Annotated in this window: 13 protein-coding genes and 1 pseudogene; 8 read left to right on the top strand and 6 right to left on the bottom strand. The window is 69.8% G+C overall.

The features are described from left to right. The first annotated feature begins 185 nt into the window (after positions 1-185). Positions 186-590: a winged helix-turn-helix transcriptional regulator gene (locus ACWD3H_RS14360; protein WP_451955258.1), complete on the top strand. Its 405-nt coding sequence runs from the start codon at positions 186-188 to the stop codon at positions 588-590. Between the two features lie 92 nt (positions 591-682). On the opposite strand, the gene ACWD3H_RS14355 is transcribed toward ACWD3H_RS14360, so the two are convergent. Further along, complete coding sequence (locus ACWD3H_RS14355) at positions 683-1273, bottom strand: TetR/AcrR family transcriptional regulator (RefSeq protein WP_451955257.1); 591 nt, start codon at positions 1271-1273, stop codon at positions 683-685. Positions 1274-1365: 92 nt separating this feature from the next. Between ACWD3H_RS14355 and ACWD3H_RS14350 the strand changes: the two genes are divergently transcribed. Both ACWD3H_RS14350 and ACWD3H_RS14345 read left to right on the top strand, forming a co-directional pair. After that, positions 1366-2793: an MFS transporter gene (locus ACWD3H_RS14350; RefSeq protein ID WP_451955256.1), complete on the top strand. Its 1428-nt coding sequence runs from the start codon at positions 1366-1368 to the stop codon at positions 2791-2793. A 38-nt stretch (positions 2794-2831) separates the two neighbouring features. Next, positions 2832-3782, top strand: a complete 951-nt coding sequence (locus ACWD3H_RS14345) for an SDR family NAD(P)-dependent oxidoreductase (protein WP_451955255.1) — start codon at positions 2832-2834, stop codon at positions 3780-3782. A gap of 180 nt (positions 3783-3962) precedes the next feature. Here the strand turns inward: ACWD3H_RS14345 and ACWD3H_RS14340 are convergent, their stop codons facing one another. Continuing rightward, the gene (locus tag ACWD3H_RS14340) at positions 3963-4571 is read right to left on the bottom strand and encodes an RcpC/CpaB family pilus assembly protein (RefSeq protein ID WP_451955254.1); all 609 of its coding nucleotides are present in this window, start codon (positions 4569-4571) and stop codon (positions 3963-3965) included. A gap of 310 nt (positions 4572-4881) precedes the next feature. After that, complete coding sequence (locus ACWD3H_RS14335) at positions 4882-5691, bottom strand: S-methyl-5'-thioadenosine phosphorylase (protein WP_451955253.1); 810 nt, start codon at positions 5689-5691, stop codon at positions 4882-4884. A 218-nt stretch (positions 5692-5909) separates the two neighbouring features. Here ACWD3H_RS14335 and ACWD3H_RS14330 point away from each other — a divergent pair, with 218 nt between their 5' ends. Then, positions 5910-6041, top strand: coding sequence for a hypothetical protein (locus ACWD3H_RS14330; RefSeq protein WP_451955386.1), 132 nt, complete (start codon positions 5910-5912; stop codon positions 6039-6041). 14 nt (positions 6042-6055) lie between these two features. On the opposite strand, the pseudogene ACWD3H_RS14325 reads toward ACWD3H_RS14330, so the two are convergent. The 3 genes and pseudogenes from ACWD3H_RS14325 to ACWD3H_RS14315 all read right to left on the bottom strand — a co-directional run. After that, positions 6056-6196 (bottom strand): annotated as a pseudogene (locus tag ACWD3H_RS14325) (FmdB family zinc ribbon protein); the annotation flags it as partial. Between the two features lie 118 nt (positions 6197-6314). Beyond that, positions 6315-7820: a potassium/proton antiporter gene (locus ACWD3H_RS14320; protein WP_451955252.1), complete on the bottom strand. Its 1506-nt coding sequence runs from the start codon at positions 7818-7820 to the stop codon at positions 6315-6317. Positions 7821-8083: 263 nt separating this feature from the next. After that, positions 8084-8665, bottom strand: a complete 582-nt coding sequence (locus ACWD3H_RS14315) for a 5-formyltetrahydrofolate cyclo-ligase (protein WP_451955251.1) — start codon at positions 8663-8665, stop codon at positions 8084-8086. A gap of 25 nt (positions 8666-8690) precedes the next feature. Between ACWD3H_RS14315 and galU the strand changes: the two genes are divergently transcribed. Genes galU through ACWD3H_RS14295 form a run of 4 tightly spaced genes read left to right on the top strand, consistent with a single transcriptional unit; the run spans position 8691 to position 11726 of the window. Then, a complete protein-coding gene (gene galU, locus ACWD3H_RS14310) occupies positions 8691-9590 on the top strand; it encodes a UTP--glucose-1-phosphate uridylyltransferase GalU (RefSeq protein ID WP_355551230.1) in 900 nt (299 codons plus the stop codon). A gap of 5 nt (positions 9591-9595) precedes the next feature. After that, positions 9596-10783, top strand: a complete 1188-nt coding sequence (gene glp, locus ACWD3H_RS14305; RefSeq protein WP_451955384.1) for a molybdotransferase-like divisome protein Glp — start codon at positions 9596-9598, stop codon at positions 10781-10783. Next, positions 10780-11256 (top strand): cyclic pyranopterin monophosphate synthase MoaC, encoded by a 477-nt coding sequence (gene moaC / locus ACWD3H_RS14300; RefSeq protein ID WP_350930283.1) that lies wholly within the window; start codon positions 10780-10782, stop codon positions 11254-11256. Before glp ends, moaC begins: the two co-directional genes overlap by 4 nt. Beyond that, positions 11253-11726 carry a MogA/MoaB family molybdenum cofactor biosynthesis protein gene (locus ACWD3H_RS14295; protein ID WP_350930284.1) on the top strand — a complete coding sequence of 158 codons (474 nt, stop codon included), beginning with the start codon at positions 11253-11255 and terminating at the stop codon, positions 11724-11726. Before moaC ends, ACWD3H_RS14295 begins: the two co-directional genes overlap by 4 nt. Positions 11727-11736: the final 10 nt, after the last annotated feature.

Genomic DNA, 11736 nt, shown 5'->3' with positions numbered 1-11736 from the left:
AGACGCCAGTCGGCGGCTCCTGCGTTATCGCAGGTCAGACGCTACTTCGTTGAAAATTTCTTCATTGCTACTGGGACCCCTATTGAAACCTAAGTTTCAGCACTTCAGACGCCGCTCCCGGGCAGCACACAGCCTCGGCGGTGTCTTTCCGGCGTATTCCGGCCGTCTCCCTAGGAGGCGCCCTCGTGGCTCACCAAACGGTTGGTCACCCGGTCCGGCAGGGTCTGCCCGACGACCCCCGCGCGCACGTCACCGAACCCACCCCCTCCTGTCCGGTGGAGATCACTCTCGCGGCGCTGCATGGCCGCTGGACAACCCTGGTGATCCGCGAATTCCTGCAAGGCGACCGCACCTTCACCGAACTCCGCCATGCCCTGCCCGCGCTATCGGACAAGGTCCTGTCCGATCGGCTGGCGCACCTGACAGAAGCCGGTGTGCTCGATCGCCGCCGCCGGCCCGGTTGGCCGCCTCGGGTGCACTGCACACTCACCTCAGACGGGCACCGCCTCGGCCCCGTCCTCCAAGCACTATGGGACTGGGGCGCACAGCACCAGCCACCACTCCCGTCGACCGAAGCCCGACAGCGCTGAGCCCATACCGTCGCCGAAAGCGCCACACACAAGATCTGTGGGACCCCCACTAGCTTCGGCGCGGCGAGCGAGCCGGTCAGGTGGGGGCTTGATCAGGCTTCTTTGGGCGACTCGCGCCAGCCGGATTCGAGAAGGTCGAAGATGGCGTTCAGCGCGGCCAGGGGATCGGGTTCCGTGCCCGCGAGTTCGGGGATCTCCAGGACGTAGCGGGCGAGAGCGCGGACGGTCATGTCGGAGGGGTCGCGGCCGCTCTCGGTGGCGATGGCCTCAGCCAGGGCTCCCTCGCTGGCTATCCAGAGCTTGCGTGAGTATTCCCGCAGGGCGGGTGTGCTGACGATCAGGTCGCGCTTGCGCCGCAGTTCGGGCGGGAGATCGTTGGTGAAGGGTCCCCGGGCTGCCATGCACTGGTGCAGGGCTTCCAGCACTGACTGGCCGGGGGGCCGGTCGCGGACCGCGGTGGCCAGCCAGACGCGTCGTTCGGTGCCGTCGTCGAAGATCAGCGCTTCCTTGCCGTCTGGCACGTGCGCGAACAGGGTGGCGATGGAGACGTCCGCCTCGTCGGCGATCTGAGCGACGGTGACGCCGTCGTACCCGTGCTCGCAGAACAGCCGCAACGCGGCGTCCGACAACGCCCGGCGGGTCTGTGCCTTCTTGCGCTCGCGGCGCCCCATCGTCGTCGGCATATCCCCATCATATCGGAACCTGGAACGCATCCGAATCTAGAATGGTTATAGTTTCTGAGTCAGTTCAGATTCGTTCCGAATGGAGATGCGTCATGGCAACCCCCGCAATCGTCGGCCCGCCGACGACCGCGTCCACCCGCCGCATGTGGTCGATCTTGGGTTTGGTGCTACTCGCCGACGCCCTCGACATGATCGACGCCACGGTCACCAACATCGCCGCGCCCACGATCACCGCCGAACTGCATGGCGGCGAGGGCCTGATCAAATGGCTCGGGTCGGCCTACATGCTCGCGATGGGCGTCCTGCTCGTGGTCGGCGGGCGACTGGGCGACAAGTACGGCCAGCGCAGGCTGTTCCTCATCGGCATGAGCGGCTTCACGATCGCCTCGGCCGTGGCCGGGCTCTCACCCGACCCGGCTCTGCTGATCCTCGCCCGCGGCGCGCAGGGCGCGTTCGGAGCGCTCTTGATCCCGCAAGGTATGGCGATCATGACAAAGACGTTCTCGCGTGACATGCTCACCAAGGCGTTTGCGTTGTTCGGGCCCCTGCTGGGACTCGCCTCGGTCGGCGGCCCGATCCTGGCCGGGTTCGTCATCGACGCCGACATCGCCGGCCTGTCGTGGCGCCCGATCTTCCTGGTCAACCTGCTGCTCGGCGGCCTCGGCCTGGTCCTGGCCGTCCGGCTGCTGCCGCACGACGACGGCGACGCGTCCACCGGTGTGGACGGGGTGGGCTCAGGGTTGCTCGCCGCCACTATGTTCGGCCTGCTCCTGGGGCTGGTCGAGGGATCGAGCAACGGCTGGACCGCCATCCCGATTCTCTCGATCGCGGCCGGCCTGGCGTTCTTCGCCGCCTTCGCCCGCCGCCAGAGCACCGCCACCGACCCGCTGCTCAAGCCATCCCTGCTGCGCAACCGCGGCTTCAGCTCCGGACTGCTCGTCGGACTGATCGTCTTCGCCGCCACCACCGGGCTGGTCTACGTCCTCTCTCTGTTCATGCAGCAAGGGCTGCACGCCTCGGCGCGAGACACCTCCCTGGGACTGCTGCCGATGACCGTCGGCATCATCGTGGCCGCGGGAGCATGCATGGCGCTGATCAAGAAGCTGGGCCGTACCCTCATCTTCCTCGGCCTGGCCGTCATCCTGATCGGCTGCGGTTGGCTGCTCGTCCTGGTCACAGCCTCCGGCACTGGCCTGAGCCTGTGGGCCCTCGCACCAGCTGTCTTCCTCACCGGCCTGGGGATGGGCGCATGCTACGGCACGATCTTCGACGTCGCGATCGGCGACATCGATCCCGACGAGGCCGGCAGCGCCAGCGGCTCCCTGTCGGCGATCCAGCAACTGGCGGCCGGTATCGGCTCGGCCGCCGTCACCTCGGTCTTCTTCCAGTCGGCCGGCTCCGGTTCCGGCTTCGGCCATGCCATGACGACCAGCCTCATCGTCGTCATGGCCCTCACCGCCATCACCGTCCCGGCCGTGATGCTGATGCCCAGACGAGCGCCAGAAGAACTCCAGCACTAACGCAGACCCGACCAGCCATCAACGCAAGGAGCCGGACGATGTCCTCCCTCCACAGCCCAGCCCCCTGGGACGTACGGCGCCTGCCGCACGCCGAGGGCAAGAACTTCCTCGTCACCGGCGGCAACGCGGGCATCGGATACTTCGTCGCCGAACAACTTGCCGGCACCGGCGCCACCGTCATCCTCGCCAGCCGTGACCCCGCCAAGGCCGAAGCCGCGCAGGTCTCGATCCGCGACCGCGTCCCCGGCGCGCACGTCCGTCACATCCGCCTGGATCTGGCCGACCTCTCCTCGCTCAAAGCCTCCGCGGACGCCCTGAGACTGGACAGACTGGACGCGGTCGTCTGCAACGCCGGAGTGCTGCTCGACCAGCCGCCGCGGCGCGAGACCATGGACGGCAACGAGCTGATGTTCGCCACCAACCATCTGGGGCACTTCGCGCTGATCTGGTGGCTCGCCCCCCTGCTGACGGCCACACCCGCGAGCCGCGTCGTCATCACCGGCAGCTTCACGGCAAAGTCCGAGAGCCTGGACCTTGACGATCTCCAGAGCACGCGCGACTACCGGCCAAAGCGCACCTACGCACGATCCAAACTCGCGCAGATGCTCTTCGGCTTCGAACTCGACCGCCGCCTGCGCGCCGCCGGCAGCACGACGCTGAGCGTGATCACCCACCCCGGCGGCGCACTCGACTCCCTCACCCCTTCACGCCCGCCTGTCCACGTCCGAACCAGCGGCGAACGACTGCGCGGCCTGCCCGCCGGCCTCCTCTTGCAGAGCAAGGAGGCCGCCGCCTGGCCCGCCGTCCGGGCCGTCCTCGACCCGTCGGTGTGCGGTGGCCAGCTTTGGGGGCCTCGGGTATTCGGGATCCGCGGCCTGCCCACCCTCGAACCCATCCAAGGTCACCTGGCCGACAATGTACTCGCGGCGCGCCTGTGGACCGCCACCGCCAGCCTGACCGGCCTCGATCCAAGCCCGAACCTCAGGTAAGCCGACGTCAATCTCGATCGTCCATGAGGCCACAGTGCCGTAGCTCGGCGTAGATGTCGCAATCCACACCGAACCTGTAGGCCCTCCCTCATTTCAACAACTCCGAAGATCGTGTCACCGCGTACTCAACCTTTGTGGTCAGTACACCTAGCCTCGGCGCTGGGAGCACGCTCCTGGGAATCACCTCGCGCGGGCGCCGATCGTGATGGAGAGCCGTCCGCCCGCCTGGGCGGAGGCCAGTTCGGTCGCCTGGGCCGAGGTGGTGGCCAGCACGACGAGGGCGCCTCGCTCCGACTTCTCGTCCGGGGTGGCCAGGACCGTGACGTCCTCGGCCACGGTCGTCGCGGGGGCGGTGCCGTCCCAGGTCGAGGTGGCGGCGGCGAGCACGTCCACCACGTCACCCGGCGAGAGCAGACGCGCGGTCTCGGGGTCGGCGACGCGGACCGGGGTGGCGACCGTTCCGGGGCCGTGGGCGGCCAGCAGGCCGGGGCCGAGCAGGCGGACGTCGGTCAGCGGCTCCCCGCGCCGCGCGGGACCGGCCAGGATCTTTCCGGCGAACGGCGTGCCGGGTCTCAGGGCACCGTCGGGGACGGTGTCGGGCCTCAGGGCCGCGGGTGTCAGGTCGGTCCCCTTCAGCACGCCGCCGGGGAGATCCCTGGCGGCGGTCAGGACGATCACCGAGGCGGTGTCCGGGCGCAGGGCCAGCAGGGCGCATCCCATCGCCAGGGCGGCGACGAGGGCGGCGAGCAGGCGGTGACGGCGGACGAGGAGGCGGCGCAGGGCGCGCATGGCTGACTCCATGGATGGGAGCCGGGCGGCGCGGTGCCCGTGACGGGATGCCCGCCAGGTGGCGGGACAGGGACGACTCCCGCTGAATGGCGGGTTGACGATCCCCATGAAATGGGTGATCGCCGAGGTGATGTTTCCGAGGAACGACTCTTCCCGGGGTACGGGTTCGGTCTGGGAGGTCGAGGCTCTCTGGAACCCCGGAGAACGGTGATCATTGGGAGGCGGAGGCTCAACGGCGAGGCGAAGGGGGAGCGGTGTTGTGGACCGGGTGGTCTCCCTTGAGGAAGGACCTTCCCGGCAAGGCATGGGCTCAGTCGGGGAGGTCGAAGGGGAGCTTCAGGCCGTCCAGGGCGGTGGGGCAGGGGCAGGTGCGGTCTTCGGGGAGGGCGGTGACGATCTCGCTGATCAGGGAGCGCATCCGGGTGACGTTGGTGGCGAAGAAGGCGAGCACCTCCTCGTGGGTGACCCCCTCACCCGCCTCGACCCCGGCGTCGTGGTCGGTGACGAGGGAGATCGAGGTGTAGCAGAGGGCCAGCTCGCGGGCGAGGATGGCCTCGGGGAAGCCGGTCATGCCGACGATCGACCAGCCGTTGCCGCTGAACCAGCGGGACTCCGCGCGGGTCGAGAAGCGCGGGCCCTGGATGACCACGAGGGTGCCGCCGTCGGACACCTCCCAGTCGGAGGAACGCGCGCTGGAGACCGCCGCCTCGCGGCCCGAGGGGCAGTAGGGGTCGGCGAAGGCGACATGGACGACGCCGCCCTCGTCGTAGTAGGTCTGCACGCGGCCGGCGGTGCGATCGACGAGTTGGTCGGGGACGACCAGGGCGCCGGGGCCGATCTCGGGGCGCAGCGAGCCGACCGCGCTGGGGGCGAGGACCTGGCGCACGCCGAGGGAGCGCAGTGCCCACAGGTTCGCCCGGTAGGGGATGAGGTGCGGGGGGAAGCGATGGTCGCGGCCGTGGCGGGGCACGAAGGCGACCGAGCGCGATCCGATGCGGCCGACGGTGACGACGTCGCTCGGTGGCCCGTACGGTGTGGTGATCTCGACCTCTGTGGCGTCGTCGAGCAACGAGTAGAAGCCCGAGCCGCCGATGACTCCGATGTCCGCGCGAGTGCCCATGGCGCCGAGATTAGCGCCATGGCAGGGTACTTGAGGAGCCCGGGGGACTGCCTGTGGATAACCTCCTGCGGGAGTCCACACGGCGGCCTGTGGATACCGGGTGCCGAGATGAGCGCTCTGGACTGGGCTCCCGATGGCAGCTCTGGCGACCCTGGGCCTCTCGGCGGCCGGGAGCCTAGGAGGCCGCGGGGGCCGGGCTGCTCGCCACCTTCGCCGGCTTGGCGTCGGACTTCGAGTCCGTCGAGGTGGAGGAGCTCGACGAGTCGGACGACTTCGACGAGCTGGACGAGTCCGAGGAACTCGACGAGCTCACCGTGCTGGACGAGGACGACCGGCTGTCGGTCCGGTAGAAGCCCGAACCCTTGAAGACGATGCCGACCGCGGAGAACACCTTGCGCAGGTCACCCGCGCAGCTCGGGCACTCGGTGAGAGCGTCGTCGGAGAACTTCTGGACGATTTCGAACTGGTGGTTACAGGCACTGCAGGCGTACTGGTAGGTGGGCACGCGCTCCTCCTCATGTGGTCCGCGCCGATTGGCACTCTAGTGGCGCGACTGCTAATGGTACGCAGCCGACAAGCTTAAACGCGAGTTGGCGTCTTCGCATTCCAAAGGGAGATCTCGATCAGACGCCACGCTCGCCGTACCAGCCCGCGAGCTTGCCCTTGCGGCTGATCGCCCGCATCCGGCGCTCGACGGTGTCCCGGCAGGCGGCCGTCGTCACGACCAGGAGCTGGTCCTCGACCTTGATCCTGGTGGAGTCGGTGGGGACGAACGTCCGGCCCTCCCTGACGATCAGCGTCACCTGGGCGTCGCGGGGCAGTCGCAGCTCGAAGATCTCCACACCCTGCAGCTTGGACGTCGGCGGCACCTTGACCTGGAGCAGGTCGGCGTTGAGTTCCTCCAGCGGCGCCGACTCGACCTCCAGGTCGCGGGCCTCGTCGGGGGTGGACAGCCCGAGGAGCTTCGCCACGAACGGCAGGGTCGGCCCCTGCAACAGCGTGTAGACGACGACGATCACGAAGACCTCGTTGAACACGAGCTTGGCCGTGCCGTTCTCGATGGAGGTGGCGGCCCAGGGGATGGTCGCGAGCACGATGGGCACCGCGCCGCGCAACCCGGCCCACGACAGGAACGCCTGTTCCCGCCAGCTGAGCCTGGCGATGCCCGTCAGACGGGTCAGGAAGGCGGAAACCATGATCGACAGAGGGCGGGCCACCGCGACCAGGATCAGCCCGGCGACCAGGCCGGGTACGACCGCGGTCGGCATCTCCGAAGGGCTGACCAGTATCCCGAGCATGACGAACAGGCCGATCTGGGCCAGCCAGGCCACGCCCTCGGCGAAACCTCGCGAGGACGCGCGGTGCGGCATCCGGGAGTTGCCCATGACCAGCGTCGCGAGATAGATCGCCAGGAAGCCGCTGCCGTGCAGCAACACGGCTCCCGCGTAGGCGACGAACGCGAGGGCCAGCACCGCGATGGGATACAGGCCGGAGACGGGGAGCGCGATGCGGCGCAGCGCGTAGATGCCGAGCGGGGCGACCGCCAGGCCGATGGCCGCGCCCACCACCAGCTCGAAGAGCACGTCGAACAGCGCGACCCCGAGGCTGGGCGAGGTGGCGGTGCTCAGCAGCATCACCGCGATCACCGTGGGCGCGTCGTTGAAACCCGACTCGGCCTCCAGGATGCCCGCGAGGCGCGGCGGCAGGGGCAGGCGGCGTAGCACGGAGAAGACGGCGGCGGCGTCGGTGGAGGCGAGGATCGCGCCGAGCAGCAGCGCGGTCCGCCAGTCCAGGCCGAGGATCAGGTGCACCGAGATCGCGACGGCCGCGATGCTCACCCCCACGCCGACGGTGGCGAGCACCAGGGCGGTGGGAATGGCTCCCTTGACGTGGCTCCAGGTGGTGGTCAGGCCACCCTCGGCCAGGATGATCGCCAGCGCGATCAGGCCTATCTGCTGGGCGAGCTCAGGGTTCTCGAACTGCAGCCCGAGCCCGGACTCACCGAGGAGCACTCCGAAGCCCAGGAAGATCAGAAGGCTGGGCAGTCCGCTCCAGTGGGCGACACGTACGGCGACGACGGCCGCGATGACGACTCCGGCACCGAGAAGCAGCCAGACGTCCAGCCCCATCTGGTCCCCTCTCTGTCTGTGGGGACCATTGTGTCGCATTCGAAAAGGGCGTCACACACGTCCCACGCGCACAGCGGGTCACAGCCCGGGTGCACACCGGCCCGGGACAGGCGGTGATTGTGTGTTCAAGATGCCGACTCCGGTGACTCACCGTGGTCGGGCACATGTTCCCGGCGCCGGTTGTGGAGATCTCCGGGCCGGTCGTGTGCCCGGGGCGTTGGTGTCGGGGGTTTCCTGGGGCGATCGGACGCTCGCGTGCCGGCTCAGGTGCCCGTGGCGCCCGTCCTGAAGATCCCCTCGGGCGTCGCCGCGTAGCGGACCGCCACGTCGTGCGGCTCGGCGGGCACGTCGTCGAGCAACTCGCCCTCGTGCAGCAGCGCCACGGTCGGCACGTTCGGGCCGACCCTGGCCAGTGCCCGGTCGTAGGAGCCGCCGCCCCGCCCGAGCCGTACCCCGGTGGACCTGTCCACCGCCAGCGCGGGCACGATCACCAGTGCCGCGGTCCTGATCGCGTCGACGCCGCGGCGGGTGTCGACCGGTTCCATGATCCCGAAGCGGCCGGGGGCCAGGGTGTCCGGGCCGTCGTACACGGCCCAGTCGAGATCGGCGTCGTCGCGGAGCACGGGCAGGATCACGGTCGCGCCGTGCTTCCACAGGGCGAAGACCAGCCCGTGGGTCGCGGGCTCCGTCCCGATCGACCAGTAGCACGCGATGAGCCCGGCCATCTGGACCCAGGGCCGGTCCAGCAGGGATTCCCTGATCTGGACGGAGGCCGCATGGCGCCGCTCATCGGGGATCGCGGCCCGCGCCGCCTCGATAGTGGCACGCAGCCTCAGCTTGTCCACGGGTCCCTCCACTATGGTTTCGGTTATGGCCGACTTCGATGCTGTGACGAAAGCCGTTGTCCCCGCGGCGGGTCTGGGCACCCGTTTTCTTCCGGCGACCAAGGCGACCCCCAAGGAGATGTTGCCGATCGTCGACAAGCCCGCGATCCAGTATGTCGTCGAGGAGGCGGTCTCCGCCGGACTGCTCGACGTCCTCATGGTCACCGGGAAGAACAAGCGTTCCATCGAGGACCACTTCGACCGGGCGATCGAGCTTGAGGAGGCCCTGGAGGCCAAGGGCGACGACGAGCGCCTCTCCCAGGTACGCGAGCCCGCGGACCTGGCCACCATCCACTACGTACGGCAGGGCAGGCCGCGCGGCCTCGGCCACGCGGTCCTCTGCGCCAAGCAGCACGTGGGCGACAACCCCTTCGCGTGCCTGCTCGGTGACGACCTCATCGACTACCGCGACGAGCTCCTCAAGCGCATGATCGAGGTACGCGGCGTGCACGGCGGCAGCGTCATCGCGCTGATGGAGGTCCCCAGGGAGCAGGTCTCCCTGTACGGCTGCGCCGCCATCGTGCCCACCGACGAGGACGACGTGGTCAGGGTGACCGACCTGGTGGAGAAGCCCCCCGCGGACGAGGCCCCGTCCAACTGGGCGGTCATCGGCCGGTACGTGATCGACCCGGCCGTCTTCGAGGTCCTGGAGAACACCCCGCCGGGACGCGGCAACGAGATCCAGCTCACCGACGCCCTGCGTACCCTCGCCGGGCGCGGCAACGACCAGGGCGGCCCGGTGCACGGAGTGCTGTTCCGAGGCCGCCGCTACGACACCGGCAACAAGCTCGACTACCTCCGTACGGTGGTGCAGTTCGCCGCCGACCGCCCCGACCTGGCACCGGAGTTCCTGCCCTGGCTCAAGGAGTTCCTGGCCGCGCGATGAGCTCCATGAGATCGGTCGACGACCACCTTTCCGACATCCTGCGTACGGTCCGGGTCCTCGCTCCGCTGGAGGTGGAGCTGGAGCAGGCGCTGGGCACCACGCTGGCCGAGGAGGTCACGGCCCCGGTTCCGCTGCCGCCCTTCGACAACTCCGCGATGGACGGCTACGCCGTGCGCGCCGAGGACGTCGCCGACGCCCCGGTGACGCTCCCGGTGATCGACGACATCGCGGCCGGCGACGGCCGGATGCAGGCCATCGGCCCCGGCATGGTCATGCGGATCATGACGGGGGCACCGCTGCCCGCCGGGGCCGACGTGGTGATCCCGGTCGAGTGGACCGACGGCGGTACCGCGCAGGTGGTGATCAACCGCTCCGCGCCGCCGGGGAACGCCATTCGCAGGTCGGGAGAGGACGTGCGCGCCGGTGACGTCGTGCTGCCCGCGGGCACCCCGATCGGGCCCGCGCAGCTCGGAGTGCTGGCCGGGGTGGGCCGCCGCCGGGTGCTGGTGCGGCCCCGTCCGAGGGTGGTGGTGATATCCACCGGGGCCGAACTGGTCGAGCCCGGCCTGCCCCTGGGCGACGGCCAGATCTGGGAGTCCAACAGCTTCGCCCTGATCGCCGCGGTCCGCGAGGCGGGTGGCGAGGGCTACCGGGCGGGGATCGTCGTCGACGACGCCGCGCGGTTTCTCGACCAGCTCGACGCGCAGCTCCTGCGGGCCGACCTGGTGATCACCAGCGGCGGTGTCTCGATGGGGGCGTACGAGCCGGTCAAGGAGGCCCTCGGGCCGCTCGGCACGGTCCGCTTCGAGCGGGTCGCCATGCAGCCGGGCATGCCCCAGGGCTTCGGCGTGGTCGGTGAGGACCACATCCCGATCTTCGCGTTGCCGGGCAACCCGGTGTCGTCGTTCGTGTCGTTCATGGTGTTCGTCCGGCCCGCGCTGCGGAAGATGGGCGGTCTGGCCGCCGAGCCCACGGCGACCGTGCGGGCGGTCACCACCGGGCCGCTCCGCTCGCCCCAGGGCAAGCGCTCCTACCTGCGCGGCGTGCTCGGCCCCGGCGGCACCGTCGACCCGGTACGCAGGCAGGGCTCGCACCAGCTCGCCGCCCTGGCCTCGGCCAACGCCCTGATCGTGGTCCCCGAGGACGTCGTCGAACTTCCCGAGGGCGCGAGTGTGGAGGTCATCCCACTGTGACTGGATTCACGCACATCGACGAGACCGGCGCGGCGCGCATGGTGGACGTCTCGGCCAAGGAGGTCTCCGTCCGTACGGCGACCGCCACCGGCAGGGTGCTGCTCTCGGCCGAGGCCGTGGCGCTGCTGCGGTCGGGGGAGGTCCCCAAGGGCGACGCGATCGGCACCGCGCGGATCGCCGGGATCATGGGTGCCAAGCGGACCCCCGACCTGATCCCGCTCTGCCACCCCATCGCGCTGCACGGGGTCAAGGTCGAGCTGGCCGTGGTCGACGACGGCGTGGAGATCACGGTACGGGTCAAGACCGCCGACCGTACCGGGGTCGAGATGGAGGCGCTGACCGCGGTCTCGGTCGCCGCGCTCGCTCTGATCGACATGGTCAAGGCGGTCGACCCGGCCGCCGTGATCACCGATGTCCGGGTCGAGGAGAAGACCGGCGGCAAGACGGGCGTCTGGACCAGGGGAACCTCATGAGGGCCCTGGTGATCACCGCGTCCAACCGGGCCGCCGCCGGGACGTACCAGGACACGTCCGGGAAGCTGCTGGCCGGGCTGCTCGCCGAGGCCGGGTGCGAGGTGGACGGGCCGAGGGTGGTTCCCGACGGCGAGCCGGTCGAGGCGGCGCTGCGCTCCGGGGTGGCCGAGGGGTACGACGTGATCGTCACCACCGGCGGCACCGGGCTGACCCCGGCCGACCTCACCCCGGAGATGACCCGGCGGGTGATCGACAGGGAGGTCCCCGGCATCGCCGAGGCGATCCGCCAGGTCAACCGGGAGAAGGTACCCACCTCGATCCTGTCGCGCGGGCTCGCCGGGCAGGCGGGCGGCACGCTGATCGTCAACCTGCCCGGTTCCTCCGGAGGGGTGCGCGACGGCATGGCCGTGCTGGCGCCGGTGCTCCGGCATGCCGTGGACCAGATCCGCGGGGGAGACCACCCTCGCTGACTCGTACCTT

This window comes from Streptosporangium sp. NPDC002607, from assembly GCF_053592655.1.
The sequence above is the reverse complement of the archived record's forward strand: the minus strand, read 5'-3'. Positions and strand labels throughout refer to the sequence as shown.